This is a genomic window from Frigoribacterium faeni (genome assembly GCF_007988805.1).
Taxonomy (GTDB): domain Bacteria; phylum Actinomycetota; class Actinomycetes; order Actinomycetales; family Microbacteriaceae; genus Frigoribacterium; species Frigoribacterium faeni.
On sequence record NZ_BJUV01000011.1, the window covers coordinates 46,470 to 72,200 of the forward strand.

The following is a 25,731-nucleotide window of genomic DNA, read 5'->3' on the forward strand; positions in this document are numbered from 1 at the left end:
CCCCCGAACCGGTGCCATGCCCGACGTGAACACCCTCGAACGAGGGGTGGCCCCGACAGCCGTCCCCACCTCGACCCGACCCCGCCGTCCGACCCGATCCGTTCGGCTCGCCGCCCGCTTCCGCGAGCTCGCGACCTTCGGCATGGTCGGCGGCATCGCCTTCGTCGTCGACGTCGGCGTCTACAACCTGCTCCGTCTGACCCTGCTCGACGACAAGCCCATCGGCGCGAAGGTCGTCTCGGTGATCATCGCCACCGCCGTGGCCTGGGTCGGCAACCGCTACCTCACCTTCCGTGAGGACCGCAGCGGCGCCGTCGTGAAGGAGGCCGTGACCTTCGGCCTCGTGAACGTCGGGGGCCTGGCCATCGCCTCGCTCTGCCTGTTCGTCTCGCACTACCTGCTGGGCTTCACGACCCAGCTCGCCGACAACATCGCCGCGAACGTGGTGGGACTCGTGCTCGGCACGGCGTTCCGCTACGTCGCCTACCGCTGGTTCGTGTTCCGCCCCCAGGCCACGACGACCCCGTGACGCGGGCCACGGCCCGCACCCGTACGACGACCCGAACGATCAACCCGACCCTCCTGATAGGAGAGTGACCCGTGTCGACTGACCCGACGCCCATCACCCCGCACCTCTTCGCAGCCGGCGAACCCGCGCCACTGCTCACGCCCGAGGCCCCCGCCTCTCCCGAGACGTTCGTCCCCAACCGAGGAGGCGCGTCGACAGCCGGCGACGCCCTGTCCGGCTTCCAGCTCCCGGACTGGACTCCTCTGGAATGGATCGGCTACTCGTCGCTGATCGTCGTCTCGCTGCTGCTGACCGGCGTCGCGGTGTCCACCCTCTGGTGGATGCTGCACGCCTGGCGCTCGAAGGACAACCTCGAGGGCAGCCAGTTCAGCGAGAACCCGCTCGACGCCGCCCACTCCTTCACCCTCCTCGTCCCCGGCCGACACGAGGAGGAGGTGATGGGCCAGACCCTCGACCGTCTCGCCCTGCAGGACCACCCGGACTTCGAGATCATCGCCATCGTCGGCCACGACGACCCGGGCACCGAGCGCGTCGCCCGGGAGGCGGCGGCCCGTCACCCCGAGCTGATCCGCGTGATCGTCGACTCGAGCGTGCCGAAGAACAAGCCCAAGGCGCTGAACCTGGCGCTGCAGACGTCGAGGGGCGAGATCGTCGGCGTCTTCGACGCGGAGGACGAGGTCCACCCGCGCCTCCTGACGCTCGTCGACTCGCGCTTCAGCGAGACCGACGCCGACGTCGTGCAGGGCGGCGTCCAGCTGATGAACTTCCAGAGCAGCTGGTGGAGCCTGCGCAACGTGCTCGAGTACTACTTCTGGTTCCGCTCGCGTCTGCACTTCCACGCCAAGGAGAAGTTCATCCCGCTCGGCGGCAACACCGTCTTCGTGCGCAAGGAGTGGCTGGACTGGTCCGAGGGCTGGGACGCCGAGTGCCTCGCCGAGGACTGCGAGCTCGGGGTCCGCCTCTCGAGCGCCGGAGCCAAGGTCGTCGTCGCCTACAGCCCCGAGGTGGTCACCCGCGAGGAGACCCCGGGCACCTTCGTCTCGCTGCTGAAGCAGCGCACCCGCTGGAACCAGGGCTTCATGCAGGTCTACGGCAAGGGCGAGTGGAAGAAGCTGCCCCGGCTGCGTCAGCGCCTGATGGCGCGCTACCTGTTGACGATGCCGTTCATCCAGGCCGCGACGGGTCTGATGATCCCCATCTCGATCCTGCTGATCCTCACGGTCAAGGTGCCCACAGCGATCGCGCTCGTGTCATTCATCCCGCTGGCGCCGACCCTGGTTCTGCTGGCCGTCGAGTTCACGGGTCTGCGCGAGTTCGGCCGCACCTACGGGCAGAAGGTCCGCGCCCGCGACTACTTCCGTCTCGTCTGGGGCCTCCTGCCGTACCAGATCTTCCTCGCGCTGGCCGCCGTCCGCTCCGTCTGGCGTCAGCTCCGCAAGATGAACGCCTGGGAGAAGACCGAGCACACGGGCGCCCACCGCCCGGCCGAGGCCTCGCCCGTCGGAGCCTCTCAGCCCGCCCCGACGTCACCGCCCCTCGGTGCCGTCGCCCCCGCCGCCCGTTCCACCGACGACTACGCCCTGACGGGAGGTGGAGATCGATGACCAGCACGCTGAACCGACCGCGCGTGACGGACGCCGTCGCCCCCGACGCCCCCGTCCGCACCCCGCGGCAGGACCCGCCACGCGTCGCCCGCGCCTCCTGGCTGCGCCGTCACGGCGCGTCGCTCGCCTGGCTGCTGCCCGTGCTCGCCGTCGCCGCCGTGGTGCAGAGCCTCAACATGGCCGGCTCGCCGCAGCGGATCGACGACGAGGGGACCTACGTCGCCCAGGCCTGGGCCGTCCAGAACCTCGGCGAGCTCGCCCACTACACCTACTGGTACGACCACCCACCCGTGGGCTGGCTGCAGATCTCGGCGTACACGGCCCTGACCGGAGCCTTCTCGCGTTACTCGATCGCCGTCCTGGCCGGCCGTGAGGCCATGGTGTTCTTCACCGTCGTCGCCGTCGCCCTGCTCTGGATGCTGGCTCGCAAGGTCGGTCTCGGTCGCGTCGCCGCCTCGGCTGCCGCCCTGGTCTTCGCCGTCTCGCCGCTGGCGGTGCAGTTCCACCGCACCGTCTACCTCGACAACGTCGCGACCCCGTGGCTCCTCGCCGCGTTCCTCTTCGCCCTGAGCCGGCGCCACCAGCTGGCCGGCTACGCCGCGGCGTCCGCGTCGTTCGGCATCGCCGTGCTCTCGAAGGAGACGTACCTGCTGGCTCTGCCGTTCCTCGCCTGGACGATGTTCCGCGGGGCCGACAAGTCGACCCGTCGGTACACCCTGTCGATCGCCGCCAGCCTGCTCGTGCTCATCGGGCTCTCGTACGTGGCGCTCGCCGCGGTCAAGGGCGAGCTGCTGCCGGGCGCCGGCCGGGTGAGCCTGCTGGAGGGCATCACGTTCCAGCTCGGCACACGTGAGTCGAGCGGCTCGGTCTTCGACACGGGGAGCCTCTTCTTCGCGACGGTGTCGCAGTGGTGGCAGCTCGACCAGGTGCTCATCGTGCTCGGCGCCGCCGCCTCCGTCGTGGGGCTGTTCCTCAAGCGCGTGCGTCCGATCGCGGCGATGATGGTCTTCCTGATCGCCTTCATGTTCCGTCCCGGCGGCTACCTGCCGGTGCCCTACGTGATCATGCTGCTGCCGTTCGCCGCCCTGCTGGTGGCCGCGGTGTCCGAGTCCGCGGTGACGACCTGGCGGGCCCGGCACGCGTCCCGCGGCACCACCGCCGTGCGTCGCACCGGCTCGGTCGCCTGGATCGCCGTCTCGGTCGCCGCCGTGATCGCGATCGTGCCCCTCTGGAGCACGCAGCTGCGCGGGTTCTTCCTCTCCGACCTCGACGCCCCGATGCGCGACGCCCAGGGCTGGATCTCGGACAACGTGCCGAAGGACAGTCGACTGCTGGTCGACGACGCGATGTGGGTCGACCTGGTCGACGACGGGTTCGCCCGCGACAACGTCATCTGGTTCTACAAGCTCGACACCGACGGCGCCGTCCAGGCCCAGTCGCCCAACGGCTGGCGCGACAGCGACTTCATCGTCACGACCGAGTCGGTGCGCACCTCGGGAGGCAGCTCGGCGGGAATCCAGTCGGCGCTCGACAACTCGTCGGTCGTCGCGTCGTTCGGCACCGGCGACCAGACGGTCGACATCCGACGGATCGACTCCGACGGCGCCGCCCAGGCCGCGACCGACGCGGACACGGCGGCAGCGGCCCGATCGCAGGTCGGCGCCGAGCTCGCGCAGAACCCGTCGCTGCAGGTCTCCGGCGTGTTCCGCCAGGCCCTCGAGGACGGCCGGATCGACCCGCGGGCCGTGATCGTGCTCGGCCAGCTCGCCTCGACCGGTGCCGTCACCGTCGCCGACCCGCAGGCTCTGCCCGGCGAGTCCGAGGGCCTGTTCCGCCAGCTGGTCGTGACCCCCGCCGACGGTCAGACCGTCGACGGGCTCGCGGCCTGGATCGAGGGCCTCGGGGCCACGTACGCCCCCGAGAGCGTCACCCCCGTGGACGACGGTCTGCTCGTCACCTTCTCCGCCCTGCCGCCCGACGGCATCCTCGGCTGATCGCCACGGCGGTGCGCGCCCACCCGACGCGCACCGCCCCTCCTCCCCGCCGGCTCCCCACGAGCCGGATCCCGACCGGAAAGGAACCACCCCATGGCACCCGCCATCAGCACCACCCGCACCACCGCCCTCGGACGTCGCCGACTGACCACCGTGCTCGCGCTCGGCCTCGCCACGGCGGCCGCCGTCGCCGCGGCCGTCGTCGGAGCCTCGCCCGCCCAGGCCGCCGACGGCGACGGCTGGGTCCGGGTCGGACACCTGTCGCCCGACACGAAGTCGGTCGACGTGACCCTGACCTCGCTCAAGGGCGGCCAGGTCGTCATGGATCTCGACGACGTCACCTACGGCCAGGTCAGCCCCTACGAGGCCCTGCCCGCCGGCACCTACGTCGTGTCGATGACCGCCGCCGACGCCCCCGCGGCCGACGCCGAGCCCGTGATCAGCACCAACGTCACGGTCGAGAGCGGTCAGCCGATCACGGCCGTCGCCTACGGACCGAGCGACGACCTCGAGACCCAGGTCTTCACGGACGACCTGACGGCGCCCGAGGCCGGCCAGGCCAAGCTCCGTCTCGTGCAGGCCGCGAACGTCACCGACACGGTCGACGTCTCCACCAGCACCGGCACGACCATCGCGGAGAACGCCGCCTTCGGCAGCGCCAGCGGCTACGCGAGCGTCGCCGCCGGACCCTGGGAGCTCGACCTCGCCGGCGACGGCGTCGACGGCACCGCGGAGGTCGACCTCGCCGCGGGCAGCGTCAACACGCTGTTCGTGCTCGACAACTCGTCGGGCGGCCTCACGGTCGTCCCCGTCGTGGACAGCGCCGCCACGGCCGAGACGCCGACCGGCGGCGTGCAGACGGGCGGCGGATACCTCGCCGGACGCGACGCCGACGCGGCCCCGGCCGACCGGGAGGGCGGCTTCTGGGCCGGCCTGCTCGGCTTCCTCGGGATCTCCTGACCCCGAGGCTCGAGAGTCCACCAGTCGAGGAGGCGCGGGTCGCCACCTGCGCGCACCGCGCCTCCTCGGCACCGGCACCACCCCACAGCAAGGGAACGACATGACGAAGAAGACGACACTGCTGCTCGCAGCGGTGGTCGTGGTGGCCGTGGCCGTCACGGCCGGCATCGCCTCCCTCGTGGTCGGCCCGTTCGGCGGCACGTCGGACGAGGCGGACGGGCGGACGGGCGCGACGAGCGACCCCGGCATCACCCCCGCACCGGCGTCCGAGCGGACGCCCGACCAGATCGGCCAGGCGTTCCTCGACGACTGGGTCGACTCCGACGGCCGGGTCGTGCGACGCGACCAGGGCGACGACACCGTCAGCGAGGGCCAGGCCTACGGGCTGCTCGTCGCGGTCGGCGTCGGCGACGAGGACGCGTTCGACACCATCTGGGGCTGGACCACCGACAATCTGGTGCGCGAGGACGGCCTCCTCGCCTGGCAGTGGGCCGACGGCGCCGTGGTCGACGACGGACCCGCCAGCGACGCCGACGTGGACGCCGCCCGCGCCCTCGTGCTCGCGGGCGACGCCTTCGACCGACCCGATCTCACCGCCGCGGGCGTCGAGCTCGGCGACGTCGTTCTCGACGCGATGACGGCCTCGACCGACGTCGGACGCATCCTGCTTCCGGGCCTCTGGGCCCAGGGCGACGCCCCGTGGTCGTACAACCCCTCCTACGCCTCGCCCGCGACGTTCCAGGAGCTCGGCGACGCCAGCGGCGACCCCCGCTGGGACGAGCTCGTCATCGGATCGCGCGCGGTCACCGCGAGCATCCTCGACCAGACCGCCCTGCCGAGCAACTGGGCGCAGGTCGCGGCCGACGGCACGGTCGTCCCGCTGCCGAGCGCCGACGGCTCGAGCGGCACCGTCGAGTACAGCTACGACGCCGCCCGCCTCCCGCTGCGCTACGCCGAGTCGTGCGATCCCGCCGACGTCGAGCTCGCCGCCCGCATGGCCCCCGTGCTGCAGCGCTACGACGACCTGCCCATGCAGCTCGACCTCGGCGGGCAGTCCACCGGCGCCGATCAGAGCCCCCTGGCGTACGCCGCGCGTGCCGCGGCCGAGGCGGCGGCCGGCGACGCGCAGTCGGCGAGCGACGACCTCCGTCGAGCCGACGAGCTCTCCGTCTCGACACCGACCTACTACGGCACGGCCTGGGCGGCGCTCGCCGCCCTGCAGCTCGACGGATCGTCGATCGGCCCGTGCTCGCCCCTGGAGGCGAACTGACATGCCCCTCTCGACCTGGATCCGGACGCACAGCAAGGCCGCTCTGGCCGTGGGCGCCCTCGTCGCGGTCGCCGTCGGCGGCGTGACGGTGGCCGCGGTCGCCGCACGACCCGACGACGCGGCGTCGCGAGCGTCGTCGAGCGCAGCCACGAAGGCGCCGGTCGCGTCGTCCCCGTCCGTCTCGACCGAGGGGTTCCAGGACCCGGCTGCGCAGTCGTACACCGCGCCTCCTGCCGGATCCGTGCCCGTCCGGGTCGAGATCCCCTCGATCGGCGTCGACTCCGGCCTCGAGGACCTCGGGCTCGGGGTCGCCGGCGAGCTCGACGCCCCGGTCGAGTGGATGTCGGCCGGCTGGTACGAGGACGGCGTGGTGCCCGGAGGCGTCGGCCCCGCGATCATCGCCGGTCACGTCGACTCGTCGACGGGACCCGCCGTGTTCGTCGACCTGCCGAGGCTGACCACCGGCGACGAGGTGACGGTCACCCTCTCGACGGGAGACGTGCACACCTTCCGGGTCACCGGCAGCGAGACCGCGCCCAAGGCGAACTTCCCGACCTCCGACGTCTACGGCAGCACGCCGACGCCGTCGCTGCGGCTCATCACCTGCGACGGGCGCTTCGACTCGTCGACGGGCCACTACGAGGACAACCTGATCGTCTTCGCCGACCTCGTGTCGTGACGCCCGGCCGCGCCCGGCCCCACCAGAAGAACCCGACTGCCGCCCGGGAAAGGACAGCACCGTGAACGACACGCTCGTGATCATCCCCACCTACGACGAGAAGGACAACCTCGACTGGATCGTCGGTCGGACCCTCGACTCGGGAGCCGCGGTCGACGTGCTGGTCGTCGACGACGGCTCGCCGGACGGCACCGGCGCGCTCGCCGACGCCTACGCCGCCCGCGACCCCCGGGTGCACGTGATGCACCGCACCGAGAAGGCCGGGCTCGGCGCCGCCTACCTGGCCGGGTTCTCCTGGGGGCTCGAGCGCGGCTACGACGCACTGGTCGAGATGGACGCCGACGGCTCGCACCACCCCGAGTACCTGCCGGGCATGCTCGAGCTGCTGAGCGACAACGATCTCGTGCTCGGCTCGCGCTGGGTGCCCGGCGGCGAGGTCGAGAACTGGCCGCTGCGCCGCGAGCTGCTCAGCCGCGGCGGCAGCTGGTACACGCGCGGGGCCCTCGGCATCCGCGTGGCCGACACGACCGGCGGGTTCCGGGTGTTCCGGTCGTCGGCTCTCCGACGCATCGACCTGGACCGGGTCGAGTCGCGCGGCTACTGCTTCCAGGTCGACCTGCTCTGGCGCGCGCTGCAAGCGGGCCTGCGGGTCGTGGAGACTCCGATCACGTTCACCGAGCGCGTCCACGGCGCCTCGAAGATGAGCGGCTCGATCGTCAGGGAGTCGCTGACCAAGGTGACCCTGTGGGGTCTCCGTCGACGGTCGCGCGCCGTCGTCGAGCTGGTCGTGCGACACCGCCGTCTGCCGAGCGTCCGCGCGACGTCGCATCGGGTGGGCCCGGTACGCCGGGTGCAGCCGCACTGATCGGCGGTCGGCACGAGGGCGCGCGCCCGGGGTGGTCAGCCCCGGGCGCGCGCCCGCGCTCGTCTCGTCAGCGGACGATCGCGACCGAGTGCGCCGGCAGCAGCAGGCTGGAGCCGGGCTCGATCGAGGCGTCGCTGGCGAAGAGCACCGAGGTGCTGGGAACGGCGATCCGCGCCTCCTGATCGGCGAGGTTCACCGCGATGCGCAGGTCTCCGCGCGAGAGCACGAGCCAGCGCGCGTCGGCGTCGTAGTCGACCGCGAGGGTGTCGAAGCGCGGGTCGGTCAGGGCGGGCTCGCTGCGGCGCAGGGCGCCGAGACGACGGTAGGCGTCGAGCACGACGGCGTGACGCCCCGACTCGAGCTCCGACCAGTCGAGCTTGCTGTTCTCGAAGGTGGAGGGCTCCTGCGGGTCGGGCACGGACGACTCGTCCCAGCCCATCTTGGCGAACTCGGCGATGCGGCCCTTCGCGGTGGCCTCGCCGAGGTCGTGCTCGGGGTGCGACGTGAAGAACTGCCACGGCGTCGAGGCGGCGAACTCCTCGCCCATGAACAGCATGGGCGTGTACGGCCCGGCGAGCGTCAGCGTCGCGGCGATGATCAGCTGGCCGTCGTCGAGGGTCGCGGCGAGACGGTCGCCGATCGCGCGGTTGCCGATCTGGTCGTGGTTCTGGTTCGCGACGACGAGGCGCCAGGTCGGCATGTGCTCGGTGTCGACCGGGTGGCCGTGGTCGGCCTCGCGGAACGACGACCAGGTGCCGTCGTGGAAGAAGCCCTTCGTCAGCACCTTCGCCAGGGCGCCGAGCGGCTCGAAGTCGGCGTAGTAGCCGGTGGTCTCGCCGGTCAGGGCGACGTGCACGGCGTGGTGGAAGTCGTCGCTCCACTGCGCATCGAGCCCGTAGCCCTGGCGGCGGTCGGGGCCGAAGCCGCCGCCGTCCCGCGGGGTGATCAGGCGCGGGTCGTTGAGGTCGCTCTCGGCGATCAGCGACAGCGGCCGACGCAGGTGGCTGCTGAGGGCAGAGGTGCGCTCGGCGAGCTCCTGCAGCAGGTGGACCTCGCTGTCGTCCTTCAGGGCGTGCACGGCGTCGAGGCGCAGACCGTCGACGTGATAGTCGCCCAACCACATCGCCGTGTTGTCGAGGATGAACTCGCGCACCTCGTGGGCGCCGTCGTCGTCGAGGTTGACGTTGTCGCCCCAGGTGTTGGCGTGCTTGCCCGAGAGGTAGGGCCCGAAGAGCGGCAGGTAGTTGCCGGAGGGGCCGAGGTGGTTGTAGACGACGTCCTGGACGACGCCGAGACCGGCCCCGTGCGCGGCGTCGACGAAGCGCTGGTAGGCCTCGGGCCCGCCGTAGTTGTCGGTGACGGTGAACCAGTCGACGCCGTCGTAGCCCCAGTTCCACCGGCCGTTGACGCCGTTGACCGGCAGCAGCTCGACCAGGTCGACGCCGAGCTCGACCAGGTACGGCAGCTTCCCGATCGCCGAGTCGAGCGTGCCCTCGGGGGTGAAGGTGCCGATGTGCAGCTCGTAGACGACCGATCCGGCCAGCTGGCGACCCGTCCACGCGTCGTCGGTCCAGGCGAAGGCGCTCGGATCGTACGTCTCGCTGAGACCGTGCACGCCGTCGGGCTGACGGCGCGAGCGCGGGTCGGGCAGGGGGGTCTCGCCCTCGGGGGAGTCGCCGCCGTCGAGCACGAAGCCGTAGCGGTGTCCCGGGCCCCGGTCGAGGTCGGCCGGGGCGCGCCACCAGCCGGTCTCGGGCTCGGCGGTGAGCGGCAGGAGCTCGCCGTCGAGGTGCAGGTGCACGGTGGTGGCGGTCGGGGCCCAGACGTCGTAGACGCTCATCGGTCTCCTCGGGTTCGGAAAGGGGCGGGAAAGAGGCCGGGAAGCCGCGACATGCCGCTCACATGGGTACGTGAGCGGCATGTCGTGACGCCTGGCTGAGGACGACGGTAGTCGGGCCGGGCGACCCGCGACCCGCTAGTCCTCTGTGGGGATCAGCAGGGCGACGGGGTACGTCTCGAGGACCTCGGCGAGGCGGAGGCGACCACCCTGGTGCCGGCGGCCGGTGAGCACGTCGCGATACGCGCCTCCTGCGGTCAGCACGACCGTGTCGTCCCAGCCGCCCGCCTGCTCGAGCGACACCGGGAGGCGCGTGGCGATCGCGATCGCGCCCCCGCGGTCGACCGCGACGGCCGACGACGCCTGCTCGCCGAACACCGGCAGCCCGGCGTACCGGTTGAACAGGTCGGGGCGGTCGCGACGGAGCGTGAGAGCGCGGTGCGTGACGAGCAGCTTCGCGGCGCCGGTGTCGTCGACCGGGGGAGTGGCCCCCGAGCGGATGGCCTCGAGGTAGAGGCGGCGCAGGTCGAAGTCGACCTCGCGACGGTTGTCGGGGTCGACGAGCGAGAAGTCCCACAGCTCGCCGCCCTGGTAGACGTCGGGGCTCCCGGGGCCGATCAGCTGCATCAGCGTGACGCCGAGCGAGTTGCTGTACCCGGGGGCGCGGAGCACGTCGACGATGCGCTCGACCTCGTGCCGCACCTCCTCGCGGTCGAAGACGGCGTCGACGGCGGCGTGCATGCGCTCCTCGAAGGCGTCGGCCTCCTCGGCGCGGTCGGTCCAGGTGGTCGAGGTGCTCGCCTCGCGCGAGGCCTTCTCGGCGTAGGCGTGCAGGCGCTCGCGGGAGGCCGGCCACGAGCCGACGACCGTCTGCCAGAGGATGTTCTCGAACGGTCCGTCGCCCATCGGGGCGAGGTCGCGCAGCCGCTCGAGCGTCGCCGCCCACTCGGACGCCACCTCGGCGAGGACCGACACGCGGGCCCGCACATCGGCGCTGCGCTTCGTGTCGTGCGTCGACAGGGTCGTCATGCCGAACGGGCGCTCGGCGAGGCGGGCCTGCTGACGGGCGTGGAACCCGGCCGGCGACAGGGCGAACTCGCTGGGGTCGGCCCCCACCTCGGTCAGCGTGGCGAGTCGGCTGTAGCGGTAGAACGCGGTGTCCTCGACGCCCTTCGCCATGACCATGCCGCTCGTCTGCTGGAACCGCACCGACGCCGGGTGCGTCTCGTCGCGCAGCACCACGGCCACGCGCTCGAGGGCGTCGGCGAGGTCGGGGCGGTGCCGGGTCGCGACCTCGACCGCCTCGGTGAGCTGGTCGGCTCCCTGGGGCAGGTAGCTGCGGTAGACCGGGAACGCCGCGGCCAGCTCGGCCAGCGCGTCGACGACCGCCGCCTCGGCGGGACCGCCCTCGGCGATCAGCCGCGCGAGGCGGTTGATCTCGCTGCCGAGGATGCCGTCGGCGATGCCGCGCTTCGTGCCGAGGATCATCTCGTGCCAGTCGACGGCCTCGTCGCCCGTCGTCTGATCGGCTCCAGCCGACGCCTCGTCGTGGCTCGCGGCGTCGTCCCCGGCGTCGTCCGCCGACGTGCGGTCGCGGCGCAGGCGGGCGTCGAGACCGTCGAGCGCGACGGCCCCGTTCGGGTCGACGAACAGGCGGTCGAGGTCGGCGAGGGTGTCGTACCCGGTGGTCCCGGCCGTCGCCCAGTCCTCCGGGAGGCGCTCGTCGCCCTCGAGGATCTTCTCGACGAGCACGTGCGCGCGCCCGGTCAGCTCGGACAGGCGGTCGAGGTAGCCCTTCGGGTCGGCGAGGCCGTCCGGGTGATCGACCCGCAGCCCGTCGACCAGGCCGTCGCGGAACCAGCGGCCGATCTCGGCGTGCGACTCGTCGAAGACCCAGCCCTCTTCGACCCGGATGCCGGCGAGGGTGTTGACCGCGAAGAAGCGGCGGTAGTTGAGGTCGCCGTCGGCGCGCTTCCAGTGGACCAGCTCGTAGCTCTGGCGGGCGTGGACGGCGGCCGCGTCGTCGTCGTCGCCGCGGGTGCCCGGGGCGATCGGATAGACGTTGTCGTAGTAGTGCAGCTCCTCGCCGACGACGCTGAGGCCGTCGATGGAGCCGTCCGCGGCGGCGGGTTCGCCCAGCACGGGCAGCAGCACCTTGCCGCCGCCGGCCGCCCAGTCGACGTCGAAGGCGTCGGCGTAGCGCGAGTCGCGGCCGTGGGTCAGGAGGTCCCACCACCAGACGCTGGCCTTGGGGGTGGCGACGCCGACGTGGTTCGGCACGATGTCGACGAGCACACCGAGCCCGTGCACGTGGGCGCGGTCGGACAGCGTGTGCAGCCCCACCTCGCCGCCGCGTGCCGGATCGACCCGGCTGTGGTCGACCACGTCGTAGCCGTGGTCGCTGCCCGGCTCGGCCTCGAGCACGGGCGAGAGGTAGACCCAGTCCGCGCCGAGGTCGCGGAGGTAGGGCACCACGTCGGCGGCCGCGAACAGATCGAAGGAGGCGCGGATCTGCAGGCGGTACGTCGAACGCGGGTGGCGGGTCGAGTCGTTTCGGGTCACTGGTCGTCCTCGGCCGTGGCTCGGAGGACGACGAGCGAGCGACCCACCACGGGGAGTCGATCGCCGGCCCGCAGCGCCGTGGGGGCCTGCGGTGTGGACGGGGGCTGGGGGGTGGTGGCGGCCCGGGTGGCCGTCGGGGTGCGGGGCGCGGTGCCCGCCGGGGGCAGGGGCGCGGCGACGGTGCTGTCGACCACGACCTCCCAGCCCTGGGCGTACTCGTCGGGCGGCAGGACGAACGTGACCGTGTCGGCGCTGGCGTTGAAGTAGAGGACGAAGTTCACATCGGTGATCCGGCCACCGCGGGCGTCGCGCCCGCGGATGCCGTTGCCGTTGAGGAACATGCCGATCGCCTTCGCGTACGACTCGTTCCACTCGCCCTCCTGCATGGCGTCGCCCTCGGTCGTCAGCCAGACGATGTCGGGCAGCGGCTCGCCCTCGCCCCGCGTGACGGGACGGCCGTTGAAGTACCGCTGACGACGGAACGTCGGGTGGTCGTGGCGCAGCTTGATGACCTCGGCGACGAACTCGATCAGGTCGCGGTCGGCGTCCTGCCAGTCGATCCAGCTCAGCTCGTTGTCCTGCGCGTACGTGTTGTTGTTGCCTCGCTGCGTGCGTCCGAGCTCGTCGCCGTGCAGCAGCATCGGCACGCCCTGGCTCAGCAGCAGGGTGGCGAGGAAGCTCCGCTGGCGCTGCTCGCGGAGGGCCCGGATCGACGCGTCGTCCGTCTCGCCCTCGACGCCGGAGTTCCACGACCGGTTGTGGCTCTCGCCGTCGTTCCCGTCCTCGCCGTTGGCGTCGTTCTGCTTGTCGTTGTAGCTGACGAGGTCGCGCATCGTGAAGCCGTCGTGCGCGGTCACGAAGTTGATGCTCGCCACGGGGCGCCGACCGTCGCGCTCGTACAGGTCGGCGGAGCCGGTGATCCTGCTGGCGAACTCGCCGAGCGTCGAGGGCTCGCCCCGCCAGAAGTCGCGCACGGTGTCGCGGTACTTGCCGTTCCACTCGGTCCACTGGGGCGGGAAGTTGCCGACCTGGTACCCGCCGGGTCCGACGTCCCAGGGCTCGGCGATCAGCTTCACCTGCGACACGATCGGGTCCTGCTGGACGAGCTCGAAGAACGTCGACAGCCGGTCGACCTCGTAGAACTCGCGGGCGAGCGAGGCCGCGAGGTCGAAGCGGAAGCCGTCGACGTGCATCTCGGTGACCCAGTAGCGCAGGCTGTCCATGATCAGCTGCAGCGAGTGCGGGTGGCGGACGTTCAGGCTGTTGCCGGTGCCCGTGTAGTCCATGTAGTGCTTCTGGTCGCCGTCCATCAGACGGTAGTACGCCGCGTTGTCGATGCCCTTGAACGACAGCGTCGGGCCCAGGTGGTTGCCCTCGGCGGTGTGGTTGTAGACGACGTCGATGATGACCTCGATGCCGGCCTCGTGCAGCACCCGCACCATCGTCTTGAACTCCTGCACCTGCTGCCCGATGTCGCCGGTGGCCGAGTAGGCGGCGTGCGGGGCGAAGAAGCCGATGGTGTTGTAGCCCCAGTAGTTGCTGAGGCCCTTCTCGAGGAGGGTGTTGTCCTGCACGAACTGGTGCACCGGCATCAGCTCGAGCGTCGTGATGCCGAGCTTCTTGAGGTGGTCGATGATCGCCGGGTTGGCCACGCCGGCGTACGTGCCGCGCTCCTCCTCGGGGATGTCGGGGTGGGTCTCGGTGAGTCCCTTGACGTGCGCCTCGTAGATGACGGTCTCGTCGTAGCTGTACTTCGGCGCGCGGTCGCCCTGCCAGTCGAAGAACGGGTTGATGACCACGCCGAGCATCATGTGCGGGCCGCTGTCGGCGTCGTTCCGCGAGTCGGGGTCGCCGAAGTCGTAGGCGAACAGGGCCTCGTCCCAGTCGATGTCGCCGCAGGTGGCCTTCGCGTAGGGGTCGAGCAGCAGCTTGTTCGGGTTCGCGCGCGCTCCCTTCGAAGGGTCGTACTCGCCGTGCACGCGGTAGCCGTATCGCTGACCGGGTTGGACGGTCGGCAGATAGGCGTGCCAGACGTAGGCGTCGACCTCGCGGAGCTCGACCCTCGTCTCGGTGCCCGCCTCGTCGAAGAGACACAGCTCGACCTTGGAGGCGGCTTCGCTGAAGATCGCGAAATTGGTGCCGCTGCCGTCGTAGGTCGCGCCGAGTGGGTAGGGATTGCCGGGCCAGGTGTGCATCGAACCTCCGATTGGGACGCGCTCAGCCTAGAGGCGAACGGCCCGGCCGTCCGGCGGGGATGCCCGGGTACGGTGGCGACCATGTCGAACACCGCCGTTCTCCGGGTCCATCCGCACCGCGCCTCCTCGTCTCCCGTCGCGCCGGAGGTGCTCTCGTGAAGGTCGTCGTCATCGGGTCGACCGGCCACGTCGGAGGGTTCCTCGTCCCGCGTCTGGTCGAGGCCGGCCACGAGGTGGTCGCGGTCAGCCGCGGCGCCTCGGAGCCGTACCGACCGCACGCCGCCTGGTCGCAGGTGACGCGCCTCCTGCTCGATCGCGACGCGGGCGACGCCGACGGCACGTTCGCGCCGGCCATCGCGGCGCTCGAGGCCGACGTCGTCGTCGACCTGATCTGCTTCACGCCCGACTCCGCACGTCTGATGGTCGATGCGCTCCGCGGCAGCGGCACCGTGCTGGTGCACTGCGGCACGATCTGGGTGCACGGCCCGTCGGCCGAGGTGCCGGTCACCGAGGAGGCGCGGCGCACCCCGTCCGGCGAGTACGGCACGCAGAAGGCCGAGATCGAGCGGATGCTCCTGGCCGAGTCCCGGCGTCCCGGGGGAGTGCGGAGCGTCGTGCTGCACCCGGGCCACATCACCGGGCCGGGCTGGCCGATGATCAACGCCGTCGGCAACCTCGACCTCTCCGTGTGGGAGGCGCTCGCCGCGGGGCGCGAGATCGCGATGCCGGGCCTCGGCCTCGAGACGGTGCACCACGTGCACGCCGACGACGTGGCGCAGGCGTTCCAGCTCGCGGTCGAGCGGCACGCGCAGGCGGCGGGCGAGTCGTTCCACGTCGTCAGCGAGAGGGCGATCACGCTCCGGGGTCTCGCCCAGGCGATCGCGCGGCACTACGGGCAGGAGGCGCGGCTCCGATTCGTGTCGTGGCCCGAGTTCCGCGAGCAGACCACCGCCGAGTTCGGCGACGCGTCGTGGGAGCACGCCTCGCGCAGTCATTCCATGAGCATCGACAAGGCCCGCCGCGTGCTCGGCTACGCGCCGCGCTACACCACGGTGCAGGCCGTCGTGGAGGGACTCGACTGGCTCGAGCGGGAGGGGCGGCTCACGATCGCGTGAGCGGGGGAGAGCAGCGTAAGACCGCCTCGGCGACGAAGGCGGCGATGGCGTCGGCGCCCGCGTGGTCGTCGGCCGTGATGGTCACCACGGCGTCACCCGAGAAGATCACCAGCTGCCCGTGGGCGCCGTGCAGGCGCCAGGCCGTGCCCGGGCCGTCCCATCCGGCGAGGGCGTAGCGGGAGTATCCGGGGTTGACGCCCGAGGTCACCCACCCGGAGTGCATGCCGTCCGTCCACTCGGGCGAGACGATCCGGGCGCCCCGCCAGTCGCCGCGGTCGCGGATGAGCCGCCCGATGCGGGCCAGCTCGTCGGTGCGGAGGAACAGTCCGCCGCCCGCGACGATGTGTCCCTCGGGGCAGCGCGACCACTCCACGTCGCCGAGACCGAGCGGCGTGAAGAGCCGGGGTCCGAGATAGCCGGCGACGTCGCCGACCCGCGTCGCCAGGACGCGCATCGCCGTGTAGGTGCTCGCGTTCGAGTACTGGAACACCCGCCCGCGCGACGGTCGGCGGAGGAACTCGAGGGCGAGATCCGGCCAGTCGGTCATCATCGTCTCGGACCAGGGCAGATCGACGCCGCTCGACATCGTCAGCAGATGCCGCAGGGTGACCCGGTCGACGCCCGTGCCGAGCTCGACGTCGGGCAGATACGTCGAGACGGGCGCGTCCACGTCGACGAGGCCCTCGTCGGACGCGATGCCCACCGCCAGCACGCAGACGCCCTTCGCGGCCGAGTGCACGTCCTCGCGGACGTCGGGCGTCCAGCGGTGCCCGGCCGTGTCGTCGCCCGCGAGCACGTGGAGGCCGTGCGCCGTGAACCCCGTGCGCTCCACCTCGTGGACGATGCGGTCGCGGATGTCGTCGGCACGGGTCATGGGGGACAGTCTGCCGTCCGGGCGGCGGGCGTCGCCAGCGGTCCCGGGCCCGGTGTTGTGACGAGGGCCGCACGCTGTCACGATGGGGCCGATCGCCGTCCCGATCGGGCCGGCGACCGACCCGTCGATGCGAGGAGATCACGAGATGGCGACCGACCAGGACTTCAGCAAAGAGGAACGCGCGGCGATGAAGCAGCGCGCGGCCGAGCTCCGTGCCGAGGCCAAGGCGCAGAAGTCGGCCGACAAGGCCGCCGCCGACGAGCGGAACGCCCTCGACGCGATCGCGGACATGACCGACGTCGAGCGACCGATCGCCCAGATGCTGCACTCGGTGGTGGCCGAGCACGCCCCCGGGCTGAAGCCGAAGACCTGGTACGGATTCCCCGCCTACGCGAAGGAGGACGGCAAGGCCGTCGTGTTCTTCCAGCCCGGGAAGAAGTTCGGGACCCGCTACTCGACGATCGGCTTCCAGGACGGCGCCCAGCTCGACGACGGGACCCTCTGGCCCACGTCGTACGCGGTCGTAGCGGCGGACGACGAGACCCGGGCCGCCGTCGCCGCCCTGGTCCGACGCGCGGCGGGCCTCTGAGAGCCCGCCGCGCCTCCTCGGCTAGCGGTGCCGGACCGTGCTGACGGCCGCGAGGGCGTCCACGATGCCCTGGCCGAACCAGCCGTTGTCGGCCGCGGTGCCGGTGCAGGTGCTCGTCCCGGTCGGGCAGGGGGTGTCGACGGCCTGCTTCTCGAGCAGGCGGGTCAGCTCGGCGCCCTTGGCCTTCGGGTGCGTGGACTTCAGCAGCGCCAGGACGCCCGCGACGTGCGGTGAGGCCATCGAGGTGCCCGACTTGGTGCCGTAGCCGCCTCCGGTGACCGTCGACAGGATCGCCGAACCGGGTGCGGCGACGTCGACGACGCCCTCGCCGAAGTTCGAGAAGCTCGACTTCGCGCCGGCGGAGGTGGTCGACGACACGGTGACGACGCCGTCGAGCTCGGTCGGGATGTCCTCGCACCCCGCGTCGATCTGGCGCACCGTGGGAGTCGTGTCGTTCGGGCTGGCGTCGTCGACGGTCTTGTTCGCCAGGTCGATCGCCGAGTTGCCGGCGGCGGCGACGTTCACGACGCCCTTCCTGTCCTGCGTGTACTGGACGGCACGGTCGACGGCCGTCTTGACGGCGAGCTGGTCGGCGTCCGAGTCGCACCAGAACTGCCACGGGTCGACGTAGTAGCTGTTGTTGGTGATCGACGCCCCGGTCGAGGCGGCGTACATGAAGCCGCAGATCGCGGCCTCGGGGTAGATGAACCCGTCGTCGCTCACGACCTTGACCGACGAGAGCCGGACGCCGGGGGCGACGCCGACGATGCCGACGCCGTTGCGGGCGGCGGCGATCGTGCCGGCCACGTGGGTGCCGTGGTCGCTCGTGGTGGGCTGCCAGGCGGCGTAGTCGCGGTCGGGCGTGCCGGCGAGGCAGCCCGCCGAGGCGCGGGTGTCGATGTTGGCCTGCAGGTCGGGGTGGTCCCCTTGGATGCCCGAGTCGAGCACCGCCACGAGCACCTTCCTGCTGCCGTCGGTGACCTGGTGGGCCTGGTCGGCCTTGATCGCGGTCATGTCCCACTGCTGGGCCTCGAGCGGATCGGCCACGACGGCGGTGGCCGCCTCGAGCCGCTTCTCGGGCGAGGCGTGGCCGGGCTCGCCCGGCTTGCCCGGCTTGCCCGGCTTGCCCGGCTTGCCCGGCTTGCCCGGCTTGCCGTGACCGTGACCGGGGGCCGTCGCGCCGACGCCGTAGGTCGGGTCGGTCTCGGCGACCGGGGCGGTGCGGGTCGCGCCGACGGAGGCGACGCCGCGCTCCGCCCGCAGCGACGCCGCGAAGTTCACGTTGTCGGACTGGGCGACGACGACGCCGATCTCGTCGTACGCGGCGATCACCGCGCCTCCCGAGGTCGTCACGGCCTTCTCGACCCGGTCGACCTGTCGACGGTCGACCTTCTCGACGTTGATGGCGTAGTTCATCGTCGGGCCGTCGACGATCGGAAGCGCCGGGGACGACGGCGCGGGCCTTCCGGCAGGCGAGGACGCGGGAGGCGCGGCGAGGGCGGCTCCGGAGCCCACGGCCGTGAGGCCGAGGGCCAGCGACGCGGTGAGGCAGGTGGCGAGCGCACGGCGGCGTGCGCCCGGGGTGATGGTCGGGAAGGGCATCGGTCTCCTCGTCGGGTGCCGGCGGGTCGGCACACCTCTCACAGGAGAATCTAAGGAGAACGGCAGGCTCGCGCAGTGGGCACTTGGCGGGACCCGGAGCGTCCCCCGTTCGGGGGCGGGCCCCCGGACGGGCGGGGGTCGTGCTTTGCCGAACGGGTCCGAGCGGTTAGTCTCCGTGGAGCCCTCTGACGCGACCACGTCGGGCCGGATCAGGCCGGCGGGGTGAACAGGGGAATCGCATGCAGAGTGTCCGATCGCGCCGTCCGGCGTTCCGTCTCGTCGCCGCGGCCGTGGTCGCCGTCGGCGCCCTCACCGTGTCGCTCCTGCCGTCCGGCAGCGCATCGGCCGCGCCCCGCACGACACCCGTCATCTCGATGACGACCAGCACGACCTCGCTCGCCTACGGCAAGCAGCTCACGGTCCAGGGGGCCGTGCAGAACGCGGGCAAGCCCCTCGCCGGCGCCCGGGTGAAGGTCGTCGGGAAGAACGCGGGCACGGGCCTCTGGGAGCAGTTCGGCGCCGTGCAGACGGCCGGGAACGGCTCGTGGTCGTTCGCGTTCACCCCGCGCTCGGGCTACCGGATCAAGGCGGAGATGGCCAGCACCGCGACGACCAACGCCGCGGCCAGCGCGTCGAGCGACCTGGCCGTCCAGCCCCAGCTCTACGGCGTCTCGCCGGGGCCCTCGTCGCTCGCCGTCGTCGACCGCGACAAGATCGTCTCGGGCTCGGTGCAGGCGCAGCTCTCGGGCAAGCGCGTCAAGCTCGCCCGCGCGGACGGCCGCGTCTGGACCGACGTCGCCACGGCTCGGTTCGACGCCACCGGCCACTTCGACCTGAAATTCCGCACGATGAAGGAGGGGTCGCCCGTCTACCGGGTGATCATCCCCTCGCAGGCGGGTCTCGTCATGAAGATGGGCGCCAACCTCACCTTCGACACCAAGCCCTCGCTGCTCGCGCTGCAGCAGTCGGGCACGGCCTGCTACGGCGTCGCGGCCGCGGTCGACCGCGGATGCGTCAACCCCGCCCTGACCGGGCTGATCACGCCGACGACCGACGCCGCGCGGCTGCGCGGCGACACCGGCGGCGCCTACGACCCCAACTGCTGGCAGTCGCAGCCCGAGACCCTGCTGACGAAGTGCAGCTACGGCTCGACGGACCCCTCGGCCCTCCGCATCGCCCTCGTCGGCGACTCCCACGCCGCGGGATACGGCATCTCGCTGCGGGGGCAGCTCGTGCCGAACAAGTGGAAGCTCGACACCTACCTCGGCGTCTCGTGCCGTTGGATGGTCTTCCCCTCGGGGCACGGCTGCGAGGCCCGCGCCCGCGATGTCGACACGAAGCTGAAGAAGGGGGACTACGACGTCATCATCGACACCGGTCTGCGCCAGGCGGCGAGCGACACCCCCGAGAACGCCTCGGCCGTCGCCCGTCAGCGCGAGCAGGCCTGGGCTCCGCTGATCGCACAGGGCGTGAAGATCGTCGCGATCGCCGACCACCCCTACCTGCCCTCGGTCGACACCCTCTCCTGCGTGTCGACCGCGACGGGCACGGACGCCCTGGGCTGCTCCGCCCCGCAGGCCGCGTCGTACAAGGGCATCGACCCGCTGTTCGAGGCCGTCCGCGACACCCCGGGCGCGGTCCTGGTCGACCCGACCCGCTACATGTGCTGGGACGGCACCTGCCCGCTCGTCGTGGGCAACGTCGTGGTCTACCGCGATCGCCACCACCTGTCGGGCACCTTCGCCCAGGCCCTCGGCCCCTACATCGCGTACGACATCAAGAAGGCGATCGCCCGATGACGACCTCCCGCACGGGCCTCACCTCCCGCCCGCGCCTCCTGGCCGTCGTCCTCGCGGCGGTCGTCGTGCTGGGTGGACTCCTGCCGGCGGCCCCGGCGCAGGCCCTGTCCGCCGTCACCCTCACGGCGACGGTGTCGCCCGGAACCGTGGCCTACGGCAAGCCGGTCACCGTCACGGGCACGGCGACCTCGGCCGGGCGTCCGCTCGCCGGAGCCCGGGTCAAGGTCGTCCAGTACACCTCCGGTGGCGGATGGGTGCTCGTGGACGCGGTCACGTCGAACGCCTCCGGCGCCTACAGCTACTCGTTCACGCCGACCTGGGGTCGCACGATCCGCACCGAGCTGGCGCGCACGGCGACGCACGTCGCGGCGGCCAGCACGAGCACCCCGGTGTACGTCCAGCCGCAGATCTACGGGTCGGCGGTCAGCGGCGACGGCTCGGCGAAGCCGGGCGCCGTCCGCCAGTTCACGGGCTCCGTGCACGGCGGCCTCGCCGGCAAGCGGATCAAGGTGGAGCGCTTCGATCCGTCGGGCTGGGTGCTCGCGGCGCAGGCCTACGTGCAGCCAGGAGGCGCGTTCTCCGTCCCGGTGACGACGGCGCGTTTCGGGAATCAGGGCTACCGCGTCGTCATGCCGTCGCAGGCCGGACTCATCACGAAGCAGCTCGGCGTCGTCGACGTCGGGTCGTACGGCGGCACCGTCGCCCGCTACGCGGACTCGCGGGCCTGCTATGGGGCGTCCGCGCTGCCGGGGCCGTGCACGAACAACGCGCTCGGGGTGACCCCCTCGATCTCCGGAAAGGCCTACGAGGGCGACACGCAGGGCGCCTTCAGCTGCTACTCCTCGGACGTCACGGCGGCCGTGCCCTCCTGCTCGTACGGCTCGACGCGCGGCGACGCCCTCCGGGTCGCCCTGACCGGCGACTCGCACGCGGCCATGCTCTCGACCGGTCTCCTCCAGCGCCTGACCGATCTGAACTGGCGTCTCGACACCTATCTCGGCCGCGGCTGCGTGCTGAGCGCGCCGATCCGCGGCGACACCTGCGAGACGCGTTCGAAGGCCCTCGCCGCGTCGCTCGGCACGGGGACGTACGACCTCGTGCTCGTGACGGCGGTCCGCGACACCAACAAGGCCGCGCCGGAGGCCGACCCCAAGATCGCCGGCTACGCCGCAGCCTGGAAGCCGATCATCGCCAAGGGGACGACCGTCGCCGCGGTCTCCGACAACCCGACGCTGCCTCAGGCGGTCCTCGACTGCGTCGACCGCGCGACGAACTACACGCAGGCGTCGAAGTGCCAGACGTCCCGCTCGACCGCGTTCACCCTCAGCGACCCGCTGGCCGCCACGGTGGCGGCGGTGCCGGGCTCGGTGTCGGTCGATCTGAGCGACAAGCAGTGCACGGCGACCGCGTGCGGCGCTCTCGTCGGTCACGTCATGGCCTACCGGGACAAGCACCACCTGACGGCGACCTTCGAGAAGAGCCTCGCGCCCCATCTCGTCGAGCGTCTGGCGCCCGCGCTGTAGAGGGCGCCGACGGGCGGTATGCTCGTCGCACAACACACGGGAGTCCGGTGAGCCGGGCTGAGAGGAAGCGAACCACGCTTCGACCGTCGAACCTGATCCGGATCATGCCGGCGCAGGGAGGAGAGCATCCGATGTCCACGTCCACGCCCGAGAACCGCGGCACCGCGACCAGCGAGACCACGACCGGCTTCACACCCACGGGCCGTTCGAAGCCCACCCGACGCTGGCGCGTCGTCGACATCGTCGTCGCCAGCGTCATCGGCGTCGCCGCCGGCGTCGTGTTCTGGGCCTGGGGGCTCGCCTACACGCCGATCGACAGCGTGCTGAGCTTCTCGGGAGGCTTCGAGGGCCTGATGAACGGCGGCTGGCTGTTCGCCGGCGTGCTGGGCGGCATCGTGATCCGCAAGCCCGGAGCGGCCCTGTACACCGAGGTCCTCGCCGCCGTCGTGTCGATGCTCATCGGCACCCAGTGGGGCTTCTCCGTCCTGATCTGGGGCATCGTGCAGGGTCTCGGCGCCGAGATCGTGCTCGCGCTGTTCCTCTACAAGTCCTGGCGGCTCGGCATCGTCCTGCTCGCCGGCGCGGTCGCCGGTCTCGCGGTCGGACTGATGGACACCACGTTCGCGAGCGGACCCGCCGCGTACGCCGCCGCGTCGAAGACGATCTACATCGTCACCTCGATCGTCTCGGGCACCGTCATCGCCGGTCTGCTGTCCTGGCTCGCCGCGCGGGGACTGGCCCGCACCGGGGCGCTCGACCGGTTCGCCTCGGGGCGCTCGGCGGGCACCCGGGTCTAGGCGCGCCTCCCCGTGTCCCATCCGTCCGACGCCGCACCTCAGGCCGGCGGGGCTCGTGTCTCCGCCCGCGGCTGGGGTTGGCGTCACGCCGGTCGCCGCCTGCCCGCGGTGTCTCAGCTCGATCTCGAGATCGCCCCGGGCGAGCGGGTGCTCCTGCTCGGCGCCTCGGGTGCGGGCAAGTCGACCCTGCTCGCGGGCCTCGCCGGCGTGCTCGGCGGCGACGACGAGGGCGACGAGGCCGGCGACCTGCTGGTCGACGGTCGCACGCCGGCCGAGCAGCGCGGTCGCGTCGGGCTCGTGCTGCAGGATCCCGACTCGCAGGTCGTGCTCGCCCGCGTCGGCGACGACGTCGCGTTCGGCTGCGAGAACCTCGGCGTGCCTCGCGACGAGATCTGGCGCCGGGTGGGCCACGCCCTCGACGCCGTCGGGCTCGACCTGCCCCTGTCGGCGTCGACCTCCGAACTGAGCGGCGGCCAGAAGCAGCGCCTCGCGCTGGCCGGCGCCCTGGCCATGCGGCCCGGCCTGCTCCTGCTCGACGAGCCCACCGCGAACCTCGACCCCGGCGGGGTCGTCGAGGTGCGCGACGCCGTCGCCCGGGTGGCCGCCGACACCGGGGCCACGCTCGTCGTCGTCGAGCATCGGGTCTCGGTCTGGCTGCCGGTCGTCGACCGCGTCGTCGTCCTCGCGGCCGGCGGCGGGGTGCTCGCCGACGGCCGCCCGGAGGACGTGCTGCGGGCCGAACGCGACCGCCTCGTCGACGCGGGCGTCTGGGTGCCCGGCGCCGCGCCTCCCGCCCCCGACCGCTCCCGCGTCTCGGGCGACCTGCTGCTCTCGGCGTCCGGGCTCGGCGTCGGCCACCGAGGTGCCACGGGGCGCGCCGTCGCGGTCGGCATCGACCTGAGCGTGCGGGCGGGCCGCGCCCTCGCCGTGACGGGGGCGAACGGGGCGGGCAAGTCCACGCTCGCCCTCACCCTCGCCGGCCTGCTGGCGCCCGCGTCGGGCTCGCTCGAGGCCGCACCGCGCTTCGCCGACGGCGCCGGGGCCTCGCCGATCCGCTGGAGGCCCCGGCAGCTGCTGACGCGCATCGGCACGGTCTTCCAGGACCCCGAGCACCAGTTCCTGACCGCGACCGTGCGGAAGGAGCTCGCGGTGGGTCCGGAGGCGCTGGGCGCGTCGCCGACGGAGGTCGCCTCCCGCGTCGACCGCCTCCTCGACCGCCTGCGTCTCGACCATCTCGCGGGGGCGAACCCGTTCACGCTCTCGGGCGGCGAGAAGCGTCGGCTGTCGGTCGCCACGGTCCTCGCGTCGCGCCCGTCGCTGCTGGTGCTCGACGAGCCGACCTTCGGACAGGACGCCCGGACCTGGCGCGAGCTCGTCGCCCTGCTCGCCGAGCTGCTCGACGAGGGGCGCGCGGTCGTCGCCGTGACCCACGACGCGGAGTTCGTCGCCGCCCTGGCCGACGACGTGCACGACCTGACGCCGAACGCCCGCCGGGTGCACGGGGATCCCGCCGCCCTCGGGGCCGCGGACGGCGCGTCGACCGCCGCCCGCCGGAGGACCCGCTCGTGAGCGTGCTGACCCCGATCGTCGCGTCCGGGGCGGTGGGGCGCGTCAACCCGGTCGCGAAGCTGCTGGCCGCGGTCGTGCTCGCCGTCGCGCTGCTGCTCTCGATCGACTGGGTCTCGGCCGGCACGGCCCTCGTGCTCGAGGCGCTGCTGCTGCCGTTCGCCGGGTTGTCGGCCCGCCAGCTGCTGACCCGCACGGCCCCGCTCTGGATCGCGGCCCCCACCTCCGTCGTCGCGGTCGCGCTCTACGGGCGGGACGGCGGTGCGACGCTCCTGCAGCTCGGCTTCGTGTCGGTCACCGACGGATCGCTCGCCCTGGCCGGAGCGATCGGGCTGCGCATCCTCGCCGTCGGCATCCCGGGGATCGTCCTCTTCGCGACGACCGATCCGACCGACCTGGCCGACGGCCTCGGTCAGGTGCTGCGGCTGCCGTCGCGATTCGTGCTGGGCGGGCTCGCCGGGCTGCGCCTGGTCGGCCTGTTCATGGACGACTGGCGCCAGCTCGCCCTCGCCCGCCGGGCCCGCGGCGTCGCCGACTCCGGCGGCCCGATCGGGGCGCTGAGGCGGTTCGGGCAGCAGGCCTTCGCGCTGCTCGTCCTGTCGGTCCGCCGGGGCAGCAAGCTGGCGACGGCGATGGAGGCCAAGGGCTTCGGGTCGGATCGTCCCCGCACCTGGGCGCGCCCGTCGACGTTCGGGGCGCGCGACGCGGCCCTCGTCGGGATCGGCGTCGTCGTGGCCGCGGCCGCCGTCACCGCGGCCGTCCTGGCCGGCACCTGGGCCTTCGTCCTTGGCTGACGATCTCGACCCGGTCGTGACCCGGGTCCTCCAGTGCACCGAGGAGGCGCGGGTCGGCGACGCCCGGGTCGTCGTCCTCGTCGACGGGCGGTCGGGTTCGGGCAAGACCACGCTCGGGCGTCGCCTGGTCGCGGCCTGGCCCGCGCACCTCGGGCGTGTGCAGCTCGTCCATCTCGACGACGTCTATCCCGGCTGGCACGGTCTCGCGGCGGCGTCCCGGGCGGTGGAGTCGACGATCCTCGACGGGGCGGCGCCGGGGTGGACGCGGTGGGACTGGGAGCGGGACGCCCCGGGCGGGTGGGCGGGTCTGGACCCGGCCGTCTCGCTGATCGTGGAGGGCGCCGGGTCGGTGACCCGCGCCTCCTCGGCCCGTGCCACCACGACGGTCTGGCTGGAGCTCGACGCGGGGGAGCGCCGGCGGCGGGCCCTCGCGCGTGACGGGGCGACCTACGAACCCTGGTGGGACGTCTGGGCGGCGCAGGAGGACGAGCACGTCGCAGCCGACGAGCCCCGTGCCCTCGCCGACCTCGTGGTCGAGCTGCGCGCCGAGCCCGACGCCTCTCGCTGACGCGGCGGC

The 25,731-nt window shown here is 72.5% G+C and carries 20 protein-coding genes and 1 riboswitch; of the genes, 15 read left to right on the plus strand and 5 right to left on the minus strand.

Going from position 1 to position 25,731, the window contains the following annotated elements; all coding sequences use genetic code 11:
- The first annotated feature begins 16 nt into the window (after positions 1–16).
- The 7 genes from FFA01_RS06980 (at position 17) to FFA01_RS07010 (ending at position 7,901) form a co-directional block, all read left to right on the plus strand.
- The gene (locus FFA01_RS06980; protein ID WP_146854377.1) at positions 17–529 is read left to right on the plus strand and encodes a GtrA family protein; all 513 of its coding nucleotides are present in this window, start codon (positions 17–19) and stop codon (positions 527–529) included.
- 71 nt (positions 530–600) lie between these two features.
- Positions 601–2,133 (plus strand): glycosyltransferase, encoded by a 1,533-nt coding sequence (locus FFA01_RS06985; RefSeq protein ID WP_244289735.1) that lies wholly within the window; start codon positions 601–603, stop codon positions 2,131–2,133.
- Entirely contained in the window at positions 2,130–4,127 is a 1,998-nt protein-coding gene (locus tag FFA01_RS06990) for a glycosyltransferase family 39 protein (RefSeq protein WP_146854380.1), read from the plus strand. The genes FFA01_RS06985 and FFA01_RS06990 overlap by 4 nt, the downstream gene beginning before the upstream one ends.
- A 93-nt stretch (positions 4,128–4,220) precedes the next feature.
- Positions 4,221–5,087 carry a DUF4397 domain-containing protein gene (locus FFA01_RS06995; RefSeq protein WP_146854382.1) on the plus strand — a complete coding sequence of 289 codons (867 nt, stop codon included), beginning with the start codon at positions 4,221–4,223 and terminating at the stop codon, positions 5,085–5,087.
- Positions 5,088–5,187: 100 nt separating this feature from the next.
- On the plus strand, positions 5,188–6,357 hold the full coding sequence (locus FFA01_RS07000) for a glycosyl hydrolase family 8 (protein ID WP_146854384.1): 1,170 nt from the start codon (positions 5,188–5,190) through the stop codon (positions 6,355–6,357).
- A gap of 1 nt (position 6,358) precedes the next feature.
- Positions 6,359–7,036: a class F sortase gene (locus tag FFA01_RS07005; protein WP_146854386.1), complete on the plus strand. Its 678-nt coding sequence runs from the start codon at positions 6,359–6,361 to the stop codon at positions 7,034–7,036.
- A gap of 61 nt (positions 7,037–7,097) precedes the next feature.
- Complete coding sequence (locus FFA01_RS07010; protein WP_244289736.1) at positions 7,098–7,901, plus strand: polyprenol monophosphomannose synthase; 804 nt, start codon at positions 7,098–7,100, stop codon at positions 7,899–7,901.
- A 67-nt stretch (positions 7,902–7,968) separates the two neighbouring features.
- Here the strand turns inward: FFA01_RS07010 and treZ are convergent, their stop codons facing one another.
- From treZ to glgX, 3 genes are all read right to left on the minus strand, one after another.
- Complete coding sequence (gene treZ, locus FFA01_RS07015; RefSeq protein WP_146854388.1) at positions 7,969–9,741, minus strand: malto-oligosyltrehalose trehalohydrolase; 1,773 nt, start codon at positions 9,739–9,741, stop codon at positions 7,969–7,971.
- Between the two features lie 135 nt (positions 9,742–9,876).
- Positions 9,877–12,300, minus strand: coding sequence for a malto-oligosyltrehalose synthase (treY, locus tag FFA01_RS07020; RefSeq protein WP_146854390.1), 2,424 nt, complete (start codon positions 12,298–12,300; stop codon positions 9,877–9,879).
- Positions 12,297–14,495 carry a glycogen debranching protein GlgX gene (glgX, locus tag FFA01_RS07025; RefSeq protein WP_146854392.1) on the minus strand — a complete coding sequence of 733 codons (2,199 nt, stop codon included), beginning with the start codon at positions 14,493–14,495 and terminating at the stop codon, positions 12,297–12,299. The genes treY and glgX overlap by 4 nt, the downstream gene beginning before the upstream one ends.
- Before the next feature lie 155 nt (positions 14,496–14,650).
- Here glgX and FFA01_RS07030 point away from each other — a divergent pair, with 155 nt between their 5' ends.
- A complete protein-coding gene (locus FFA01_RS07030; RefSeq protein ID WP_146854393.1) occupies positions 14,651–15,610 on the plus strand; it encodes an NAD-dependent epimerase/dehydratase family protein in 960 nt (319 codons plus the stop codon).
- On the opposite strand, the gene FFA01_RS07035 is transcribed toward FFA01_RS07030, so the two are convergent.
- Positions 15,597–16,484, minus strand: coding sequence for a serine hydrolase domain-containing protein (locus tag FFA01_RS07035; protein ID WP_146854395.1), 888 nt, complete (start codon positions 16,482–16,484; stop codon positions 15,597–15,599). The genes FFA01_RS07030 and FFA01_RS07035 overlap by 14 nt on opposite strands.
- A 145-nt stretch (positions 16,485–16,629) precedes the next feature.
- On the opposite strand from FFA01_RS07035, the gene FFA01_RS07040 reads away from it, so the two are divergent.
- Positions 16,630–17,073 carry a hypothetical protein gene (locus FFA01_RS07040; protein ID WP_146854397.1) on the plus strand — a complete coding sequence of 148 codons (444 nt, stop codon included), beginning with the start codon at positions 16,630–16,632 and terminating at the stop codon, positions 17,071–17,073.
- 21 nt (positions 17,074–17,094) lie between these two features.
- On the opposite strand, the gene FFA01_RS07045 is transcribed toward FFA01_RS07040, so the two are convergent.
- Entirely contained in the window at positions 17,095–18,675 is a 1,581-nt protein-coding gene (locus tag FFA01_RS07045) for a S8 family serine peptidase (protein ID WP_146854399.1), read from the minus strand.
- Positions 18,676–18,914: 239 nt separating this feature from the next.
- On the opposite strand from FFA01_RS07045, the gene FFA01_RS07050 reads away from it, so the two are divergent.
- From FFA01_RS07050 to FFA01_RS07075, 6 genes are all read left to right on the plus strand, one after another.
- Positions 18,915–20,474, plus strand: a complete 1,560-nt coding sequence (locus tag FFA01_RS07050) for an SGNH hydrolase domain-containing protein (RefSeq protein ID WP_146854401.1) — start codon at positions 18,915–18,917, stop codon at positions 20,472–20,474.
- Positions 20,471–21,997: an SGNH hydrolase domain-containing protein gene (locus FFA01_RS07055; protein WP_146854403.1), complete on the plus strand. Its 1,527-nt coding sequence runs from the start codon at positions 20,471–20,473 to the stop codon at positions 21,995–21,997. Before FFA01_RS07050 ends, FFA01_RS07055 begins: the two co-directional genes overlap by 4 nt.
- A 27-nt stretch (positions 21,998–22,024) precedes the next feature.
- Positions 22,025–22,133: riboswitch (TPP riboswitch) on the plus strand.
- Positions 22,129–22,794, plus strand: coding sequence for an ECF transporter S component (locus FFA01_RS07060; protein WP_146854405.1), 666 nt, complete (start codon positions 22,129–22,131; stop codon positions 22,792–22,794). It overlaps the preceding riboswitch by 5 nt.
- A 12-nt stretch (positions 22,795–22,806) precedes the next feature.
- Positions 22,807–24,363 (plus strand): ABC transporter ATP-binding protein, encoded by a 1,557-nt coding sequence (locus tag FFA01_RS07065; RefSeq protein ID WP_146854407.1) that lies wholly within the window; start codon positions 22,807–22,809, stop codon positions 24,361–24,363.
- Entirely contained in the window at positions 24,360–25,154 is a 795-nt protein-coding gene (locus FFA01_RS07070; protein WP_146854409.1) for an energy-coupling factor transporter transmembrane component T family protein, read from the plus strand. Before FFA01_RS07065 ends, FFA01_RS07070 begins: the two co-directional genes overlap by 4 nt.
- Positions 25,147–25,722 (plus strand): nucleoside/nucleotide kinase family protein, encoded by a 576-nt coding sequence (locus FFA01_RS07075; protein ID WP_220478242.1) that lies wholly within the window; start codon positions 25,147–25,149, stop codon positions 25,720–25,722. Before FFA01_RS07070 ends, FFA01_RS07075 begins: the two co-directional genes overlap by 8 nt.
- Positions 25,723–25,731 lie beyond the last annotated feature (9 nt).

Coding starts and splice junctions, on each gene's coding strand:
- FFA01_RS07005 (WP_146854386.1), top strand. CDS start 6,359: ATGCCCCTCTCGACCTGGATCCGGACGCACAGCAAGGCCGCTCTGGCC.
- FFA01_RS07000 (WP_146854384.1), top strand. CDS start 5,188: ATGACGAAGAAGACGACACTGCTGCTCGCAGCGGTGGTCGTGGTGGCC.
- FFA01_RS07045 (WP_146854399.1), bottom strand. CDS start 18,675: ATGCCCTTCCCGACCATCACCCCGGGCGCACGCCGCCGTGCGCTCGCC.
- treZ (WP_146854388.1), bottom strand. CDS start 9,741: ATGAGCGTCTACGACGTCTGGGCCCCGACCGCCACCACCGTGCACCTG.
- FFA01_RS07060 (WP_146854405.1), top strand. CDS start 22,129: ATGTCCACGTCCACGCCCGAGAACCGCGGCACCGCGACCAGCGAGACC.
- FFA01_RS07055 (WP_146854403.1), top strand. CDS start 20,471: ATGACGACCTCCCGCACGGGCCTCACCTCCCGCCCGCGCCTCCTGGCC.
- FFA01_RS06990 (WP_146854380.1), top strand. CDS start 2,130: ATGACCAGCACGCTGAACCGACCGCGCGTGACGGACGCCGTCGCCCCC.
- FFA01_RS07040 (WP_146854397.1), top strand. CDS start 16,630: ATGGCGACCGACCAGGACTTCAGCAAAGAGGAACGCGCGGCGATGAAG.
- FFA01_RS07035 (WP_146854395.1), bottom strand. CDS start 16,484: ATGACCCGTGCCGACGACATCCGCGACCGCATCGTCCACGAGGTGGAG.
- FFA01_RS06980 (WP_146854377.1), top strand. CDS start 17: ATGCCCGACGTGAACACCCTCGAACGAGGGGTGGCCCCGACAGCCGTC.
- FFA01_RS06995 (WP_146854382.1), top strand. CDS start 4,221: ATGGCACCCGCCATCAGCACCACCCGCACCACCGCCCTCGGACGTCGC.
- glgX (WP_146854392.1), bottom strand. CDS start 14,495: ATGCACACCTGGCCCGGCAATCCCTACCCACTCGGCGCGACCTACGAC.
- FFA01_RS07050 (WP_146854401.1), top strand. CDS start 18,915: ATGCAGAGTGTCCGATCGCGCCGTCCGGCGTTCCGTCTCGTCGCCGCG.